Source organism: Mesorhizobium sp. M7A.F.Ca.MR.148.00.0.0 (assembly GCF_003997735.1).
Taxonomy (GTDB): Bacteria; Pseudomonadota; Alphaproteobacteria; order Rhizobiales; family Rhizobiaceae; genus Mesorhizobium.
Map to the genome: position 1 here is coordinate 1 of NZ_RZTB01000128.1, position 15,659 is coordinate 15,659.

18 protein-coding genes and 1 pseudogene are annotated in these 15,659 nt (G+C 62.4%); 8 read left to right on the plus strand and 11 right to left on the minus strand.

The features are described from left to right. Nucleotides 1–249: 249 nt before the first annotated feature. The gene (locus EOB49_RS28805; protein ID WP_127382969.1) at nucleotides 250–1,446 is read left to right on the plus strand and encodes a hypothetical protein; all 1,197 of its coding nucleotides are present in this window, start codon (nucleotides 250–252) and stop codon (nucleotides 1,444–1,446) included. 34 nt (nucleotides 1,447–1,480) lie between these two features. Here EOB49_RS28805 and EOB49_RS28810 read toward each other — a convergent pair whose 3' ends face one another. Continuing rightward, the gene (locus tag EOB49_RS28810; RefSeq protein WP_023813324.1) at nucleotides 1,481–1,576 is read right to left on the minus strand and encodes a hypothetical protein; all 96 of its coding nucleotides are present in this window, start codon (nucleotides 1,574–1,576) and stop codon (nucleotides 1,481–1,483) included. Nucleotides 1,577–1,790: 214 nt separating this feature from the next. Next, nucleotides 1,791–1,880: a putative RiPP precursor gene (locus EOB49_RS28815; RefSeq protein ID WP_127317985.1), complete on the minus strand. Its 90-nt coding sequence runs from the start codon at nucleotides 1,878–1,880 to the stop codon at nucleotides 1,791–1,793. Between the two features lie 173 nt (nucleotides 1,881–2,053). Here EOB49_RS28815 and EOB49_RS36610 point away from each other — a divergent pair, with 173 nt between their 5' ends. Both EOB49_RS36610 and EOB49_RS28835 read left to right on the plus strand, forming a co-directional pair. Beyond that, nucleotides 2,054–3,670, plus strand: coding sequence for a WD40 repeat domain-containing protein (locus EOB49_RS36610; RefSeq protein ID WP_164781841.1), 1,617 nt, complete (start codon nucleotides 2,054–2,056; stop codon nucleotides 3,668–3,670). A gap of 42 nt (nucleotides 3,671–3,712) precedes the next feature. Further along, nucleotides 3,713–4,264 carry an isochorismatase family protein gene (locus EOB49_RS28835; protein WP_127382970.1) on the plus strand — a complete coding sequence of 184 codons (552 nt, stop codon included), beginning with the start codon at nucleotides 3,713–3,715 and terminating at the stop codon, nucleotides 4,262–4,264. Between the two features lie 295 nt (nucleotides 4,265–4,559). On the opposite strand, the gene EOB49_RS28840 is transcribed toward EOB49_RS28835, so the two are convergent. From EOB49_RS28840 to EOB49_RS28860, 4 genes are all read right to left on the minus strand, one after another. Further along, a complete protein-coding gene (locus EOB49_RS28840) occupies nucleotides 4,560–4,772 on the minus strand; it encodes a hypothetical protein (protein ID WP_127317979.1) in 213 nt (70 codons plus the stop codon). Between the two features lie 78 nt (nucleotides 4,773–4,850). Continuing rightward, nucleotides 4,851–5,150, minus strand: a complete 300-nt coding sequence (locus EOB49_RS28845) for a DUF1236 domain-containing protein (protein ID WP_127382971.1) — start codon at nucleotides 5,148–5,150, stop codon at nucleotides 4,851–4,853. A 1,237-nt stretch (nucleotides 5,151–6,387) separates the two neighbouring features. Continuing rightward, a complete protein-coding gene (locus EOB49_RS28855) occupies nucleotides 6,388–6,588 on the minus strand; it encodes a hypothetical protein (RefSeq protein ID WP_127382972.1) in 201 nt (66 codons plus the stop codon). A 336-nt stretch (nucleotides 6,589–6,924) separates the two neighbouring features. Further along, entirely contained in the window at nucleotides 6,925–7,212 is a 288-nt protein-coding gene (locus tag EOB49_RS28860; RefSeq protein WP_127317971.1) for a hypothetical protein, read from the minus strand. Nucleotides 7,213–7,531: 319 nt separating this feature from the next. Between EOB49_RS28860 and EOB49_RS28865 the strand changes: the two genes are divergently transcribed. Then, entirely contained in the window at nucleotides 7,532–7,750 is a 219-nt protein-coding gene (locus EOB49_RS28865) for an exopolysaccharide production repressor protein (protein WP_245463762.1), read from the plus strand. A gap of 622 nt (nucleotides 7,751–8,372) precedes the next feature. After that, nucleotides 8,373–8,675 (plus strand): DUF1236 domain-containing protein, encoded by a 303-nt coding sequence (locus EOB49_RS28870; protein ID WP_127382974.1) that lies wholly within the window; start codon nucleotides 8,373–8,375, stop codon nucleotides 8,673–8,675. 87 nt (nucleotides 8,676–8,762) lie between these two features. Here the strand turns inward: EOB49_RS28870 and yghU are convergent, their stop codons facing one another. Beyond that, nucleotides 8,763–9,629: a glutathione-dependent disulfide-bond oxidoreductase gene (yghU, locus tag EOB49_RS28875; protein WP_127382975.1), complete on the minus strand. Its 867-nt coding sequence runs from the start codon at nucleotides 9,627–9,629 to the stop codon at nucleotides 8,763–8,765. Between the two features lie 195 nt (nucleotides 9,630–9,824). Between yghU and EOB49_RS28880 the strand changes: the two genes are divergently transcribed. Beyond that, nucleotides 9,825–10,730, plus strand: coding sequence for a S1C family serine protease (locus EOB49_RS28880; RefSeq protein WP_027035235.1), 906 nt, complete (start codon nucleotides 9,825–9,827; stop codon nucleotides 10,728–10,730). Between the two features lie 96 nt (nucleotides 10,731–10,826). Here the strand turns inward: EOB49_RS28880 and EOB49_RS38685 are convergent. Together EOB49_RS38685 and EOB49_RS28890 are read right to left on the minus strand one after the other, a co-directional pair. Further along, nucleotides 10,827–10,970, minus strand: a pseudogene (locus EOB49_RS38685) (SDR family NAD(P)-dependent oxidoreductase); the annotation flags it as partial. A gap of 97 nt (nucleotides 10,971–11,067) precedes the next feature. After that, complete coding sequence (locus EOB49_RS28890) at nucleotides 11,068–11,682, minus strand: hypothetical protein (protein ID WP_127382976.1); 615 nt, start codon at nucleotides 11,680–11,682, stop codon at nucleotides 11,068–11,070. A 248-nt stretch (nucleotides 11,683–11,930) separates the two neighbouring features. Here EOB49_RS28890 and EOB49_RS28895 point away from each other — a divergent pair, with 248 nt between their 5' ends. Beyond that, complete coding sequence (locus tag EOB49_RS28895; RefSeq protein ID WP_127382977.1) at nucleotides 11,931–12,530, plus strand: YdeI/OmpD-associated family protein; 600 nt, start codon at nucleotides 11,931–11,933, stop codon at nucleotides 12,528–12,530. Nucleotides 12,531–12,833: 303 nt separating this feature from the next. On the opposite strand, the gene EOB49_RS28900 is transcribed toward EOB49_RS28895, so the two are convergent. After that, nucleotides 12,834–13,091, minus strand: a complete 258-nt coding sequence (locus EOB49_RS28900; RefSeq protein ID WP_245463763.1) for a hypothetical protein — start codon at nucleotides 13,089–13,091, stop codon at nucleotides 12,834–12,836. A gap of 436 nt (nucleotides 13,092–13,527) precedes the next feature. On the opposite strand from EOB49_RS28900, the gene EOB49_RS28905 reads away from it, so the two are divergent. Continuing rightward, the gene (locus EOB49_RS28905) at nucleotides 13,528–15,150 is read left to right on the plus strand and encodes an ABC-F family ATP-binding cassette domain-containing protein (RefSeq protein ID WP_127382978.1); all 1,623 of its coding nucleotides are present in this window, start codon (nucleotides 13,528–13,530) and stop codon (nucleotides 15,148–15,150) included. 4 nt (nucleotides 15,151–15,154) lie between these two features. Here EOB49_RS28905 and EOB49_RS28910 read toward each other — a convergent pair whose 3' ends face one another. Continuing rightward, nucleotides 15,155–15,595, minus strand: a complete 441-nt coding sequence (locus tag EOB49_RS28910) for a hypothetical protein (RefSeq protein ID WP_127382979.1) — start codon at nucleotides 15,593–15,595, stop codon at nucleotides 15,155–15,157. Nucleotides 15,596–15,659: the final 64 nt, after the last annotated feature.

Below are 15,659 nucleotides of genomic sequence, written 5' to 3' on the forward strand. Positions count from 1 at the left end.
TGCGCGGCGAGGACGGCGCCAGCGACCATGCGCCGGTGTGGGTGGAATTGAAGTAAGGCGACTGCCTTCATACGTCGCACTTGAACGGATCCATGCAACGCGCTTTAAGTCTTTCGTCTTGATACATATCGCTGTCCCAAATCCGGGTTCGCTTTTGGCCGACATGCAATAACCTGTCGGCAAAGTATTCCAACGCAGCCGGATCGCCCATGAACGCAATCCCCCACGACATTTGTAAATCGAGGCTCCATGCCTGACTTGGGCGCTGTCGAGATACTGTCCGCCGCCATTGTGGTGCTTGCGGCTGCTGTCGTGTCCTGGCTGCTGTGGCGGAAGCGCAGCCGCCGCAAGGGACGGCGGCAGACCAATCCGGCTGCCGACTATGCCGTCCGTACCGATTGGAACGCCCGCGGGGGCATGCTCAATTACTCGTCCTTCGTCTATTTCGATGTCGATCGCGACGGCAAATACGGCGCCGGAGACCGGCCGATGGCCGGGATCATGGTGCGGCTGTATGACGAAGCCGGCAAGCTCGCCGCGTCCGCGCGCACCAACAATGCCGGCTTTGCCAATTTTCCCATGTCGGTGAAAAGCAGAAAGGCCGTGATCCGCAAGCCGGGCAACTGGCGCTTTGTGGTTTCGGTGCCGCCCGGCTGGCAGGCGAAAAGCGAAAATGACATTCAGTCCCGACGCTTCATGCCGCTGCCGGGTTCGCCGGCCGGGATGGTATCGCAGGAGATGCTGCTGCCGGTCGGTCTGGCACCGCCGCGCCGCGTCAGCGGGCGCGTTGCCGGCGATGGACCAGCGACCCTCTCCATGTCGGGGAACGGGCATGTCCTGGAGACGCGGGCACTGGCCCCGGGTGCCGTCTTCAGCTTCGACCTGGCTGAAGAAGCCGACACGGTCAGCGTCAGCGGCGGCGGCTTGGAGCGGCGGCTGACGCTGTCGCCCTACTCGGCGGATCTCGGCCTGCTGTCGCCGCAACGCGCCGGCATCGACACTGATGCCGCCCTCGAAACGATCGATTTCGACGATGTGACGTCGCGCAGCCTCAGGAAAATTCCGGCTGGCCATGCCGGATTGGCGTGGCGCAACCTGAATGCGATGGCCCGCGACTTCACCAAGGATAGCCAGGGCTATGTCAATGGCAATGTTTCCGGCGACCATGTGCTCTACACCAGCAGCGGGCTGCCGGCCGAATTCAGCTGCGAACGGCCGTTCGGCTTTCACTCGGTCATGCTGAGCGCCGCCTGGCTGGCGTCAGAAGGGGAGGTGGCGCTGATCGAAAGCTGGCTTGGCGAGCAGCTGATTGCAAGCGACGAGGTCACGCTGTCGGCGCTGACGCCGCTGCACTACGCCCCAATGCTCAAAGCTGTAACGCGTGTTCGCCTGTCGACGAAGCACTATTGGCAAATGGTGTTGGACGACCTGATCCTGGTGCGTTGAGGTTTGGACGCGCCAGGAGCAGGTGGCGCTGAAATTATTGCGGTGTCGGCAGCGAGGAGCCGTTGGCCGCAGTGACCGCCGACAACCGGCCTTTTTTCAAGAACGATGGCTTCACATAGATCTTTTTCATATCAGACTCTCCTAAAATCCCGATCCGATGATGCCAGACTGCGGCCATCTGTCAACCATGCGGCTGAAATCGGTAAAACTGCAATAAATCCAAGGAGGAGCGGCAAGGCGCCCGCCCTCCAATTCCTGTTTACGCCATCCCGGATCGAAGGCCTTCGGTGCTTTTTCTGGAATTGCTCCAGCGCCAGGCACGATTCGGCCAAGAGTGTGCCCGATTATATCGTGGCGCTGGTCGAGCCGTTTGCCGTGACGGCTGAAAGCTTGCCCTTCTTGACGAAAGCCGGCTTCGCGTAAGTCTTCTTCATGGTAATCTCTCCTCATCCCTACGCGAGAATGGCAGATACGCAAAATGTGACAACCAAGCCGGGCGTCCACACGGGCTCTTGGCGACACGAGCTTGCGGCTGATAGTCTTGGCGTCGACATGCGGCGGGCAACCGTCACATGGTGAGGGCCGCAACAACGCCCGCGGGGTTTCAATGAACAAGGGTGCCGACAGATTGCTCGCGCTTGCCCTGGTCGTTGTCGCCGTAGGCTGCCTGGCGCGGATCTATTGGCCGGCAATCGGCGAGGCTTTCCTCTGGCGCGGCTTTTCAGGCCCGCCGATGGATCCAGCCTCGTTACGGCTGGCGGGGTTCCTGGTGGCGGCGTTCGCCTGCCTGCTTGGTGCAGGGCTGTTTTGGGCCGGCCTCTTGCCGGACCGGTCGGGCCAAGCAGCGGGCGCGCCGCTGTTTGGTCGCGCGGCGGAGATGCAGGACGCTGGCAGGCCCGGCCTGCGCAGAGTCTTTCTCGTCCTGCCATTGGTCGTGGTCGCCGCACTGGCCGCCGATCGGTTCGGCCCTTGGCATGAGGGCGGCGACATAGCCAGCGAGCCCGTCGAACCGAAGGCCGACGAACCCAATCCTGGCGAGCCGAAGGCCAACGAACCCAAGGGGCAGGATGTCGCCAGCGCGCCGCCGGCCTCAGAGCCGGCAGCCCCACCGCCTGCACCAGCAGAAGCTGCTTCGCCGCCGGAGGCCGCCAATCCGCCTGCGGCACCGGTCCCACTGACGCCGCCGGCGCTGGTGCAACCGACCCCGCCAACGCTAGTGCCGCCGACTGCGCCCGCGCCTCCGGCGCCGCCGGAGGTCGCGGTCATTCCGCCGCCCATCGTGGCGCCATTGCCGCCGGCTCCGCCGCCGCTACCGACGCAGCCCGAGGGCCACCACGACTCGGTCGTCTGGCTGGCGGTGGCGCCCGACGGGCACTCGATCATGAGCGCCAGCACCGATCACACGATCAAGCTGTGGGACATCGCCGCCAAGCAGCTGATCCGCACTCTCGGCGTGCACAAGGATATGGCCCGCACGGCGCTGTTCATGCCCGACGGCGTCAGCGCGCTGACGGCCGGCGACGACGGCGAGATCGTGCAGCGCAAACTTTCCGACGGCGCGGTGCTGCATGTCTTCTCCTCGGGCGGCAATGGCGGCGTCAGAAAGCTGGCGATCAGCCCGGACGGCAAACATGCCATCAGCGGGCACGATACGGGCAATGTCATCGTCTGGGATCTCAAGAAGGGCGCTGTGCTGCACGCCATGAGCGGGAACGGCTGGTCGGTCAGCGCCGTCGCCGTCTCGCCCGATGGCAGGCAAGCCCTCAGCGGCAGCATAGACGGCACACTGAAACTTTGGGACATGGAAAGCGGCAAGCAATTACGAAGTTGGCACGGGCATGAGCGAGGCACATATGGCGCCGCGTTCACCGCCGACGGGCGTCATCTGGTCACCGGCAGTGGCGATTACACGATCAAGCTCTGGGATCTAGACAGCGGCCGCGAAGCGCGCCGTTTCGAAGGCCACGAAGGCACTGTCTACGCATTGGCGCTGTCGGCCGACGGCCAGCGCCTGGTCTCCGGCTCGCTCGACGGCACGGCGCGGCTGTGGGACATGGACACCGGCAACCAGATCACGATGTTCGATAGCCGGACCGGCCCGATCTACGCGGTGGCCTTCACCGCCGATGGCACGGTGCTGACCGGCGGCAACGACCGCGCCATCAGGGATTGGCCGGCCACCGGCGGCGAGGGCGTCGTGCTGTTTGCCGGCGCGCCGGAATGAGCGAAATCTTGATCACCTTGTCCGCCGTGCTATGTAAAACCCATGTCAGAACCCAGCCTCCCGGACAATGCGCCGCTCATTGTCATCGATCTCCAGACCGGCATGTTCGACGGCGTGCACGAGCCGCCGATCCATGATGCGCCAGGCATTGTCGAGCGCACCAAGGCGGTGATCGATTGGGCGCGGCGCGGCGGGCGCAAGGTCGCTTTTATCAGGCATGACGGACCCGATGGCGATCCGTTGGCACCGGATGAGCCGGGCTGGCCGGTTTGGCCCGCGCTCGGCCAGGCGGCGGACGAGCCGACCTTTGCCAAATCGGTGCGCGATGCATTCAGCAATCCCGCCTTCGGCGACTGGGTGGCCGGGCAAGGTGCGGGTGCTGTCGTGCTCTTGGGCGCACAGACCGATTTTTGCGTGGCCGCGACGGTCAAGGGCGCGCTCGCCAGAGGGCTCGGCGTGACCGTGGTGTCCGATGCGCACAGCACGCTGGACAATTCCAGCGAGAGTGCCGAACAGGTCATCACCAGGCACAATGGCGAATTCGCGGAGGCCGGTGTCAATCTGGTGACCACGAAGGTGCTTGTCGGCGGCTGAACCCTGAACGTCGCCGCTGGCCGCATCAGGCAGGCCGGCTTGAGGAGTTCGCGAGGGAAGACAGCGCCAGGCGGCTGCCGTGGTCGACGCGGACGGGGGGGCGCATTGTTGGGATGGCTCGGGCGCCCGCGTCAACCAGGGCGGCTCGTACCGCCGCATTAGCAACATTGCACATTGCGCGCCGCTCGAAACTTCCGCGAAAGCGGAATAGGCTAGGGCAAAAGTGCGGATTCGGCCGACTTTCGGCGCGCTTTCCCGGCACCGCAATCAAGTCTGCTGGCTGTCGGGATGTCGTTCAGGGCGTTTGCCGGTCCTGCACCGGATCGGCGAGGAACGATGCCGCAATCAGGTCGTCGGCATCGATCCGGCCATGACGATCTTCCATGATGGCCGCGACCTTTTGAAAAGTTTTCATTTCGGCATCCGTCACCCGCGCATTACGCATTCTGGCTTGGAGAGCGGCCAGGCGAACGCCCAAAGCAGGGGATGTCACAGCTTTGCCTGTCATCTTCACTCGTCCTGATTGGAAAAAGACATGTGCAAACCCGCCGCCATGGCTGGCGGCGGGTTTGGGACCGTTCGAAATTCAGTCGTATACCTTGACGATCTTGCGGGTGCCCGGATCCACCAGGACCGTGCGGTTGCCGACCACCACGTAGCGGTATTGGACATCGGGGATCTCATGAAGCTCGACCGTTTCCGGCAACGCGCTACCAATATTCAGTTCCACACCGGGAACCTTGACCGAAGCAAGGGGCTGCTTCTTCACATACTCGCGGATGACCGTGTCCTGTTCAGGCTGAATGACAACGTCCTGAGCGGCAACGGCGCCGACTCCGGCCAACAGCAATAGCGCCGCAGCGGCGCCCGTTAGGTGCATTTTCATACTGTTTCTCCTTGCGAGTCAGCATGACAAGATCGTCCAACGCTGACGAGCAACTGAACTTGAGCCAAATGAAAATGTTCCTCCGCTGGGGCTTCGGTCGGATGAGAAGTGCGACTTAAGTCCGGTCCGCGAGCGCATTGGTCTTACCGACGGGAACGGCTCTCTGTTCACGACTGTTTGTCTCCCGGATTCGGAGAAACAGATGGACAAAAGTGTTGGCCAAGCGCGCTGGTTGCTCGCACCGATTTTCGCGACGGCCGTCACCTTTCTGGTGATGGGAATAGTCCTTGGCTGACATGTCGTCGATCGGCGCAGCAACGTCCCTTCCTGCGCTGATAGGATTCGCAAGCCGCTTCGGCGGCTGGCGAATCCTCTATCTTCACCACGCGCGGGCCTGCTCATTCGGCAAGCGAGCGCTTCGTTCAGCTTATGCAACGTTGGGAGGTTTACTATGGATCGGCGATCCTTCTTGACAGCAATGTTTGGCATTGCCGGGGCAGCAGCCCTTGCAGGGGCAATTCGCCCGATCGAAGCAGTGGCCGGTGTTCCAGGCGCCGGAAACGGCATTCTCGATGAAATAGAGGCGTCACAAACAGAGGCCTTCGACGACGGTACACATGCGGAGGTGCAGCCGGTCGACCATCGACGCTGGGATCGGGACTGGGATCGGGACCGGGATCGGGACTGGGATCGCGGCTGGCGCCGGCGCCGGCACGGGCGGCGATGGAGACGGGTCTGCCGTAGTTATTGGCGGCATGGTCGCCGTCGCGTCCGGTGCTATCGCAGACGCGGGCCCTCGGTCATCCTTCGGTTTTAGCAGCTAGCCAGCACGTCTTAGCGGCTTGACCATCGCGATCGGCTCGGCGTCCGCATTTTTCCGGCGGTTGCCGAGCAGAATGCCGTTTGCCGAGGCTGGAGCTCCACATGGCGAGGCGGCGCGAAGGTGAATCCGCGCCAGACAGAAGCGAAGACGTCAAGATGACGGTGGACCGACGCATGCCATCCGTTGGCGAGAAATGGCCCGGCAGCCAGGTGCAAAGGGAGGCACGCCGGGCCAGCCGACTTCTGGCGGTCGCCGGCCATCCTTATATTCTATACGTCTAATATTAATGCAAGCGGCGCCAAAAAGCCTCCGGTGGACAATACATCGCCCGAAGCCGTCCGCTCCACTGGACGAAGCCTGGAGGACCCGCGCGGCCGCAATCTCGCCATCGCTCGGCAATTGGTTCGGGCTCGTTCAGTTTGCCGCTTTGCTATCGTGTATCGATCGAGCGGGCGGCGAAGGCAGGGCACGTTGATCCGCAGGCTGCTCGTTGAAGTAGAGCGAACTGCCGAGAACAAGGAAGACGATGCCCACCGCCATCAATCCAACCATGATCACGGCGATCGCCGTGCCTGGACCATGGCCTGTCTTGATGATGGTGGATCGGTGGGGCATCGCGCCGTTCTCCAGATATGGCACACCTGGGGTGCCGAACCTTCGCGACAAACGACAAGCGCGGCCCGATGTTCCCTTGGCGGAGCTTCAATCGGTCAACTCGGGCTTTTGCTTTTTCCTATAGGACCAAGGTCTTATCTGTTGTGCGCAAAAGTCCAAGGGGCCTTGTTGAGTTCCGATAATGTCCCTTGGATGTTCCGCTATTTTAGGTAAATCTGATATAAAGCCCAGCGGGAAAACTTAGCCAGCCAAGCACATTTTCCCGCGAACCGGGCATGGAAAATGTGGCTTTGGCAAGTTCAACAACAGGCAGTCATGTCTCGGGCGACGAATGGCTCACGTCTCGTCGAATCGGCCCTCGCGGTTCTGATCGCGCGTGATCGCGGCTTCTTCCTCATCGTCGGGAAGGGCGTCGTCGCTGTCCTGGTACGCGTTATCGTCGTTCTCGTCGGGCAGATCGCCGTCTTTTTCGATGCCGTAACGCATGTCGCCGTTTTCCGGCACGGACTCTGGCAGGATCTGGCTGCCCTTGATCGCATCCCAATCCTGCTGCTCGATGGTCGGCCCGTCCGCCTGCGGTGCGTCATCTTCGATATCGGCGTTTGGTTTGTTGCGCGGTGCCATGCTTGGTCTCCATGCTTGAAAAACTGGAGGCGAAACTCGGCGTGCCGGCGTTTGTTCCGGATTCGAAGTGCAAGGACCGGGGGTGCTTCTGGGGATTGTCGACGGCTGGCGCGTCAGCCCAGCCAGCACCGCAGCCGCGGCCCGTACGGCTGCCAAGTTGCCGCGCAAATGGAGAGCGCGCAGCGGCGACCGGCCGGTTACTTGCGAACTTGCTAAAATAATGGAATGTTGTCCGCGGGAATGAGGCAGGGACTGGTTGGAACCGGCGCGGTTTCGACGGTTTGGGGAAACCATGTATTTTGGGCAGTTTATCGTAGGAATGTCAGCCACGGCTCTCATTGTCGCGGTGTGGACCTATATGATCACCGGCTCTTTCTGGGAGGCATTTGCCTGGACCATAGCGACGCTGCTTGTCCTGCAGGTCGGTTACTTCGTGCTCATCGTGAGGCTGATCTTCAGGCGCGCGCACGATATCGCGCCGAGCCAGGATCCGGTGGACGCCTTCCCGCCATTGCATCGCGACGGTGTCCAGCTTTAAACCGGGTAGCCGGGATCGATCAGGAATGGCGTTCCAGACCAGGCCGTCCACTCGCTGGTATGCGCGAGGGCAAATTCGGGGAACCTCGCCACCAGCGCGATCACGACCAACGGCAAGGTGTTTGGTCACCGAGACAGCGTCCGAGCATATCCCTGCCGGAGATTTCGGCGCAGCGTTATCGTGTGAACATGACGCATGCGCGACCAGCTTCGCATGGAGCTCAGGCCGTCAGGCGGAACAAGTGATGATGCTTCGCGTTCTCTAGCGGTACCGGTGAGGTTGCCACCTCCATCGGAACTGTCATGGCTCGCTCTGCTCCCGGCGGGGCGAGCCTTTTTCGTGCTCCCATCGTCCAGATAAGAGGGACGCGAGGCTGATTTGACGCGGCGACGACAGGTGCTTCGCCAATCCGACGACAGCAGGAATTTTTCGTCTTCTAATGTCCGTACACATTTGTGCAAGTTTTCAAGCATTTCTGCGCTGTCTGCCGCATGTCTGATCAGCAACAAATTAATATCCGAGCCGAAAACGTAACATCTTCAATTCTGAAGTTCGATGGAACCGCATGGCAGCGGCGGAGTTTTTATGGAGGGCGGAATTCAATTGTCACTAGGAGACGGTCATGAAACTTTATTTTACAAGCGCGGCGGCCGCAGTCGTCCTGATGGGCGGCATTGGTGCGGCGCTGGCGGAGAGCGTCGTCGTCGTCCAGCCGGAGCAGGAGACGGTCGTTCGCGAATACATCAAGAGGGAACCGCTTGCCTCGGTGAACCTTCTGGGGGTCGAACTCAAGCTCGGCTCCTCGGTGCCGGACACTGTCGAATTGCGTGAGGTGCCCGACGTCAAATATCGCGTCGCCGTGATCAATGACCAGACGGTCCTCGTCGATCCGGAGACCCGCCAGATCGTTGAAGTGCTGCACTAAGGGGGTTCCCGCAGCACTGGACCTTGGGGAAAACCCGCCCCGACGTCGCGTCGGTGGCGGGTTTCCTTTGCCGCGACCCGCTATGGCCTATTCGGCGGCCAGTCTATCCTGCGTCTTGGTCTCGAAATCGCTGGCGTCGTGGCGCTCATGCAATTGCATGGCAGGCTCGCCGAAAGCGCGGTTGACCATGCGGCCGCGCTTGACCGCCGGTCGTGCGTCGATCGCCTTGGCCCAGCGTTGCACATGTGTGTATTCCTGCACGGACAGGAACTCGGCGGAATCATTGTACATGCGGCCGAGCGCCAGCCCGCCATACCAGGGCCACACCGCCATATCGGCGATGGAATAGTCCTTGCCGCCGAGATATTCGGTCTCGGCCAGCCGGCGGTCGAGCACATCCATCTGGCGTTTCACCTCCATCGAGAAGCGGTCGATGGCATATTCGAACTTTTCCGGCGCATACGCATAAAAGTGACCGAAGCCGCCGCCCAGATACGGCGCCGAGCCCATCTGCCAGAACAGCCAGGACAGCACCTCGGCGCGGGCCGGCTGTTCGGTCGGCAGGAATTCGCCGAACTTTTCGGCGAGATAGACCAGGATCGAACCGGATTCGAAGATGCGCACCGGTGTGGTGCCACCGCGGTCCATCAGGGCCGGAATCTTGGAGTTGGGATTGACCTCGACGAAGCCGCTGCCGAACTGGTCGCCATCGTTGATCCGGATCAGCCAGGCATCGTATTCGGCGCCCTTGTGGCCGCGCGCCAAAAGCTCTTCCAGCATGACGGTGACCTTGACGCCGTTCGGCGTCGCCAGCGAATAGAGCTGCAACGGATGCTTGCCGACGGGCAGTTCCTTGTCATGCGTCGGTCCGGCGATCGGCCGGTTGATGCTGGCAAAGGCTCCGCCGCTCGGCTTGTTCCAGGTCCATACTTTCGGCGGTGTGTAGTCGGTCATTTCGTGGCCTCGTGTCGGGGAAGGATGGCAGGTCGCCATAAACTAGGGCTGCGGATGTGTAAGTTCAACTTGCGTTGAACTATTATCGATGCCCGCAGAGCCGGCATCGGCAATTGGGCACTTCCTCGCCCTTGCGCCTTCTCCTGCGTGGCATACCTATAGAAGATGTCACCAAAGCCCATCCAGGACAAAAGCATGACCATCAATCCCAATCCGCGCTCGGTCGTTGCCGTGCGGGCCACTGTCCCCGAAGATGCCTTTACGGCCAGCGCGCTTGGCACGCTCAGGGAAGGCAGCGGCGTCGTCATTCGCAATGACGGGCTGGTGCTGACCATCGGCTATCTCATCACCGAAGCGGAAGAGGTCTGGCTGACCAGCCATGACGGCCGCGTCATCCCCGCGCATGCGCTCGCCTATGACCAGGAATCGGGCTTCGGCCTGGTGCAGGCGCTGGCGCCGCTCGGCCTGCCGGCGGTGGCGCTGGGCGATGCCGGAAAGGCCAGGATCGGTGACGCCGTCGTGCTGGCCGACGGTATCGGTCAGTCTGTGCAGGCCAGGATCGTGACCAAGCAGGAATTCGCCGGCTATTGGGAATATCTGCTCGACGAGGCGATCTTCATTGCACCGGCGCACCCGTCCTGGGGCGGTGCCGGGCTGTTCGGCGCTGACGGCTCGCTGCTCGGCATCGGTTCGCTGCGCCTGCAGATGAGCCGCAACGGCGAGGTCGCCGATATCAACATGGTGGTGCCGATCGATCTTTTGCCGCCCATTCTCGACGACCTCCTGACGCGCGGCCAGGTGGCCAAGCCGCCGCGCCCGTGGCTCGGCGCCCTGTCGGCCGAAAGCGACGGCAGAGTGGTGGTGATGAGCGTGACCGAGGGCGGCCCGGCGGCTAAGGCCGGCCTGCGTCAGGGCGACATCATCTCCGACATCCGCGACGGCGCGGTCGACGGGCTGGCCGATTTCTATCGCAAGCTGTGGGAGAGCGGCTCGGCGGGGGCCGAGATTCCGATGCGGGTGCTGCGCGACGGCCGCGAAACCTGGCTGCGCGTCAAATCGGCCGACCGCGGCAGTTTTCTGAAAAAGCCGCAGCTGCAGTAGACGCGTCGATGGCGTCCGCGATGTCATCGGGTTGCCAATTCGCCCGACGGGCAGCCGCTCGGCCATCGCGGTCTCCAGCCCGGCGGGATTGCCCAGCGCCTCGCGCGCCTGTCGCAGCCGGTTCTCGCCGCGACCGGCGATGATCACCTCGGCCCCAGCCTCACCGCAGCGTCGGGCCAGCGCCAGACCCATGCCGGAGCCGCCGCCGACGATCAGGATTTTCTGATTTGAAATGCTCATTAGCTCTGCCTTTGCTTGGATGGAGAAGGGCAGGGAATTGGCAGTTCGGTACGGCAAGTGAAAACGGAAGAAACCGATAGCGCTATCGGAAGGGCGATCAGTTGCCGCAAGCGGTGAAGGCAGCGCCCGGGTTCCAGTCCTTGAAAGCGATGGCCTGGCCTTCGACGGAGACGGTCTTGTGCTTCGTGCTGCCGTCCGGCTGCTTTTCGCTGCTGGTGCCTTTGCCGGTCAGCACATTGTACTCGCAGGCGCTTTCGGCATTCTCCTTCAAATAGTCATCACGGTTATAGGCGAAGCCGGCGACGATGAAGGCACCGTTGCGCCAGGCGATGGTCAGCGTCATGTCGGTCCGTTCGCTGCCGACCGGCATCGCTGGCAGGTAGAATTTGATCGAACCGTTGGGCAGCATCGTCAGTTCCGGCTCGGTGTCGGAGTTCTCGTAGCCCGGCCGGTCGTAGCCGTTCCATTCCCCGTGGACCTGCTCGTGCACGATCTCGACAGGCTTGAGGTAATTGTGCTCCTTGTCCCTGAGGAAGAAGTGGACGTCCATCGGCTGGCCCGGCTCGGTCTCCACCACCATGGCAAGATCGACGGCGCCATCGCCGTTGAAGTCGCCGGTCACAGCCGTGACGATTTTCCGGGTTTCGATCGGCTCCGCAAGGGCGAGGCTCGGCAACAGCAAAGATAGAAAAGCGAGCAGCAGAGATTTCATGGTGGCATATTCCCCCAGACTGACACCTTGCGGTCCTATAGCATGGCGGTGGAATATCGCGCGCCCTCTCTTCTCCCCGACGAAGTCGCGCGGATGCTTTCCTTAGCTTGTGGTGACGCAACTGACGAAAACTGACAGCGATCTGTGCCACATGCCGGGCAATGACGATGGGCGCAATGCGGGGGCAAGACGACAGTGGGAGCAGGAACTATGGTGGCGCGAGCGGCACTGAACAAACAGGCCGGCTAATGGCGCCGGTCAAGGTTGATCCCGACAAGGTCCATGAATTCCCGGATGCGGGCAGCTTCTACGCGTGGCTCGGCAAGCACCACGCTACGGAAGCCGAAGTGTGGATCAAGGTTCACAAGGTGGGGTCGGGACTGAAGTCGATCACGCCGAAGGAAGCCATCGACGTGGTGCTGTGCTTCGGCTGGATCGACGCGGTGCGCAAGGGGCTGGACGACAAGAGTTTCCTGCAGCGCTACACGCCGCGCAGCCGGAAGAGCATCTGGAGCCTGATCAACATCGACAATGTGACGCGGCTGGTCGAGGAGGGCCGCATGACCGAGTATGGGCTCAAACAGGTCGAGGCGGCCAAGGCGGACGGGCGCTGGGCGCGCGCCTATGGCAGCGGCAAGCAGATGAAAATTCCCGATGATTTGCAAGCAGCCATAGACGCCGAACCTGCCGCGAAGGCGATGCTTGAAAAACTCAGTGCGCAGAACCGTTTCGCGCTCGCCTTCCGCACCCACAACATTAAGACCGAGGCCGGGCGCAGGAAGAAGATCGAGACGTTTGTGGCAATGCTGAAGCGCGGCGAGACGATCCATCCGCAAGGCAGGAAGTAGCCGCTCAGGCTCTTTCTGCGGCGAGGGGCATGCGTTCGCATGCGGCCCGCCACCCGATTCCTGGGCAGATTGCGATCGGCACTCAGCGTCGCATTAAGTGCTTCAGTATCTGAATCGCCGAATTGTTATAAGCATCTGTTTTTGTGCGGATTTGACAGGTGTCTGTCGCGCATTTCCTCCGGCATTGCGTAGCCAAGAAAAAAGCCGCCCTCGCTTTGCGAGTGGCGGCCTTTTCCCGGGAGGAAGTCAGGAAGGAGGGGCGATCAAGCAGCCTTGGCGTGCTTGATGGTTCAAAGGCAGATACTATTGGTTCAGGTCGACCGGTGTCACGCCAAGAAGTTTCAGGGCGTTGGCATAGGTCCTGATGCCTTGGGCCTGCTTGCGCTCGGCACAAAACCGGTTCGCCTTGTCCTGGAGCGCGGTTGCCTCGGCGATCTGGCTTGCGCGGGTGCCTGGGGCGGCCTTCGTTTGGATAGCCCCGTCGAGTTGAAGGCCGAGCTGGCTGCAATATTCGCTCCGGGTGACCGCTGCGTCCGCACCCGATTGTGCGGCCGCCAGCATGGCGAGCGAAATGCCTGTCAGGGCACCGGTCCATCCGGCCGAACGTCGTTGCATGTTTCGGGACCATTTCTTCGCGTTGTGCAGCAGCCCGCTTGACCGCCGCGAGGGTGGTTATGACAGGCGATGTTTTCGCGAGTTTTTCCCGGATGTTGATTCTTGTTTCTGGAGTGTGTCTGGCGGGGTTTTCCCTTCTCCCCCTGTGGGAGAAGGTGGCCTCGCGAAGCGAGGTCGGATGAGGGGTGTTCCAGGGAACGCCGACGTCTCACTCCGCTGGAACACCCGTCTCGGCGCTGACGCGCCGATCCACCTTCCCCCACAAGGGGGGAAGGCAAGGGCGTTCCGCTGTATGCGGCGCTTGCGCCTCTTCCTTTGCGGCCATCCTTCGCGTAAGGCGCCGGGCAAATCCTTTCGCGCAAGCATATAGCCTGGGCACCGCATGATCAGACTTGAAAGCATCAGCAAGCAGAACGGCCGTCAGCTTGTCTTCATCGAAGCGTCGGCGTCCCTGCAGAAGGGCGAGAAGGTCGGCCTCGTCGGGCCGAACGGCGCCGGCAAGACGACGCTGTTTCGCATGATCACCGGCCAGGAGCAGCCCGACGAAGGCCAGGTGCAGGTCGATCGCGGCGTCACCATCGGCTATTTCAGCCAGGATGTCGGTGACATGGAAGGCCACAGCGCTGTCGCCGAAGTGATGAACGGCGCCGGGCCGGTCAGCGAAGTCGCGGCCGAAATGGCAGCCCTCGAGGCGGCCATGGCCGATCCCGACCAGGCCGACCAGATGCACGAGATCATCGAAAAGTATGGCGAGGCGCAGCACCGCTTCGAGGAACTCGACGGTTATGCGCTGGACGGCCGTGCGCGGGAAGTGCTGGACGGTCTCGGCTTTTCGCAGGAGATGATGGACGGCGATGTCGGAAAGCTTTCCGGCGGCTGGAAGATGCGCGTGGCGCTGGCCCGCATCCTGCTGATGCGGCCCGACGCCATGCTGCTCGATGAGCCATCGAACCATCTCGACCTGGAGAGCCTGATCTGGCTGGAGTCCTTCCTAAAAAACTATGATGGCGCGCTGCTGATGACCTCGCACGACCGCGAGTTCATGAACCGCATCGTCAACAAGGTGGTCGAGATCGACGCCGGTTCGCTGACCGCTTATTCCGGAAACTACGAATTCTACCAGCAGCAACGCGCGATCGCCGACAAGCAGCAGCAGGCACAGTTCGAGCGCCAGCAGGCGATGCTGGCCAAGGAGATCGCCTTCATCGAGCGCTTCAAGGCGCGCGCTTCGCATGCCGCACAGGTGCAGAGCCGGGTGAAGAAGCTGGACAAGATCGACCGCGTCGAGCCGCCCAAGCGGCGCCAGACCGTGTCCTTCGATTTCCTGCCGGCGCCGCGCTGCGGCGAGGATGTCGTGACGCTGAAGAACGTCCACAAGGGCTATGGCAGCCGCTCCATCTATGAGGGGCTCGACTTCCAGGTCCGCCGCCGCGAGCGCTGGTGCATCATGGGCGTCAACGGCGCCGGCAAGTCGACGCTGTTGAAGCTGGTCGCCGGCGCTTCCGAGCCCGACACCGGCACGGTCGCGCGGGGCCCAAGTGTCAAGATGGGTTACTTCGCCCAGCACGCCATGGAGGTGCTGGAAGGCGAGCGCACCGTGTTCCAGACGCTGGAAGATGCGTTCCCTCAGGCCGGCCAGGCGCCGCTGCGGGCGCTCGCCGGCTGCTTCGGTTTTTCCGGCGACGAGATCGAGAAGAAATGCCGTGTGCTGTCAGGCGGCGAGAAGGCGCGGCTGGTGATGGCGTTGATGCTGTTCGACCCGCCCAACCTTCTGGTGCTGGACGAGCCGACCAACCATCTCGACATCGCCACCAAGGAGATGCTGATCACGGCGCTCTCGCAGTACGAGGGCACCATGCTGTTCGTCTCGCACGACCGGCATTTCCTGGCGGCGCTTTCCAACCGCGTGCTGGAATTGACGCCCGAAGGCATCCACACCTATGGCGGCGGCTATACGGAATATGTCGAGCGCACCGGGCAGGAAGCGCCGGGGTTGAGGAGCTAGGCCCTTACCGCAGCGAGATGCTCATGCCACTGAGGTCGGCGTTGACCTGCAGGCCGACCTGCCTGCCCGTCAATTCGAGCCGGGCGCCCTTGTCGTTGGTCATGACGATCACCTGAGCCCCCTTGCCAAGCGCGCCGCCACCGCCCGCCGCGCCATAGACCCCGGTCACATCCCGTGCACGTTTGATGTGGCGCACGGTACCTCGGAAATAGGTCTTGGAAACGCCGAAGGCGAGGCCGCCCGAGACGGCGCCGACCGAGATCGGATAGGTGCGGCCATGGAAGGTGAACGTGCCGTCGCCGCCGGAGCCGCCGACGAAAAACGCCGCCTTGTAGACGGCGAAGCGGATCGTGCCGCTATCGGCATGCGCGGCGCTGGCAAAGCCGATGCTCGCGGTGGCTATGGCGGCAACCGCGATGGAACGAAATCCGGATGAAATCTTCATGGTGAGAACTCCTCAATGTCGCCGCTTTGCCGGCCGCAGCGTGGGATCAAAGTTACAACTGAAC

What these genes read in the sequence shown, in the direction of transcription:
- EOB49_RS28805 (WP_127382969.1), top strand. Translation starts at nt 250, where the DNA reads ATGCCTGACTTGGGCGCTGTCGAGATACTGTCCGCCGCCATTGTGGTG.
- EOB49_RS28810 (WP_023813324.1), bottom strand. Translation starts at nt 1,576, where the DNA reads ATGAAAAAGATCTATGTGAAGCCATCGTTCTTGAAAAAAGGCCGGTTG.
- EOB49_RS28815 (WP_127317985.1), bottom strand. Translation starts at nt 1,880, where the DNA reads ATGAAGAAGACTTACGCGAAGCCGGCTTTCGTCAAGAAGGGCAAGCTT.
- EOB49_RS36610 (WP_164781841.1), top strand. Translation starts at nt 2,054, where the DNA reads ATGAACAAGGGTGCCGACAGATTGCTCGCGCTTGCCCTGGTCGTTGTC.
- EOB49_RS28835 (WP_127382970.1), top strand. Translation starts at nt 3,713, where the DNA reads ATGTCAGAACCCAGCCTCCCGGACAATGCGCCGCTCATTGTCATCGAT.
- EOB49_RS28840 (WP_127317979.1), bottom strand. Translation starts at nt 4,772, where the DNA reads ATGACAGGCAAAGCTGTGACATCCCCTGCTTTGGGCGTTCGCCTGGCC.
- EOB49_RS28845 (WP_127382971.1), bottom strand. Translation starts at nt 5,150, where the DNA reads ATGAAAATGCACCTAACGGGCGCCGCTGCGGCGCTATTGCTGTTGGCC.
- EOB49_RS28855 (WP_127382972.1), bottom strand. Translation starts at nt 6,588, where the DNA reads ATGCCCCACCGATCCACCATCATCAAGACAGGCCATGGTCCAGGCACG.
- EOB49_RS28860 (WP_127317971.1), bottom strand. Translation starts at nt 7,212, where the DNA reads ATGGCACCGCGCAACAAACCAAACGCCGATATCGAAGATGACGCACCG.
- EOB49_RS28865 (WP_245463762.1), top strand. Translation starts at nt 7,532, where the DNA reads ATGTCAGCCACGGCTCTCATTGTCGCGGTGTGGACCTATATGATCACC.
- EOB49_RS28870 (WP_127382974.1), top strand. Translation starts at nt 8,373, where the DNA reads ATGAAACTTTATTTTACAAGCGCGGCGGCCGCAGTCGTCCTGATGGGC.
- yghU (WP_127382975.1), bottom strand. Translation starts at nt 9,629, where the DNA reads ATGACCGACTACACACCGCCGAAAGTATGGACCTGGAACAAGCCGAGC.
- EOB49_RS28880 (WP_027035235.1), top strand. Translation starts at nt 9,825, where the DNA reads ATGACCATCAATCCCAATCCGCGCTCGGTCGTTGCCGTGCGGGCCACT.
- EOB49_RS28890 (WP_127382976.1), bottom strand. Translation starts at nt 11,682, where the DNA reads ATGAAATCTCTGCTGCTCGCTTTTCTATCTTTGCTGTTGCCGAGCCTC.
- EOB49_RS28895 (WP_127382977.1), top strand. Translation starts at nt 11,931, where the DNA reads ATGGCGCCGGTCAAGGTTGATCCCGACAAGGTCCATGAATTCCCGGAT.
- EOB49_RS28900 (WP_245463763.1), bottom strand. Translation starts at nt 13,091, where the DNA reads ATGCTGGCGGCCGCACAATCGGGTGCGGACGCAGCGGTCACCCGGAGC.
- EOB49_RS28905 (WP_127382978.1), top strand. Translation starts at nt 13,528, where the DNA reads ATGATCAGACTTGAAAGCATCAGCAAGCAGAACGGCCGTCAGCTTGTC.
- EOB49_RS28910 (WP_127382979.1), bottom strand. Translation starts at nt 15,595, where the DNA reads ATGAAGATTTCATCCGGATTTCGTTCCATCGCGGTTGCCGCCATAGCC.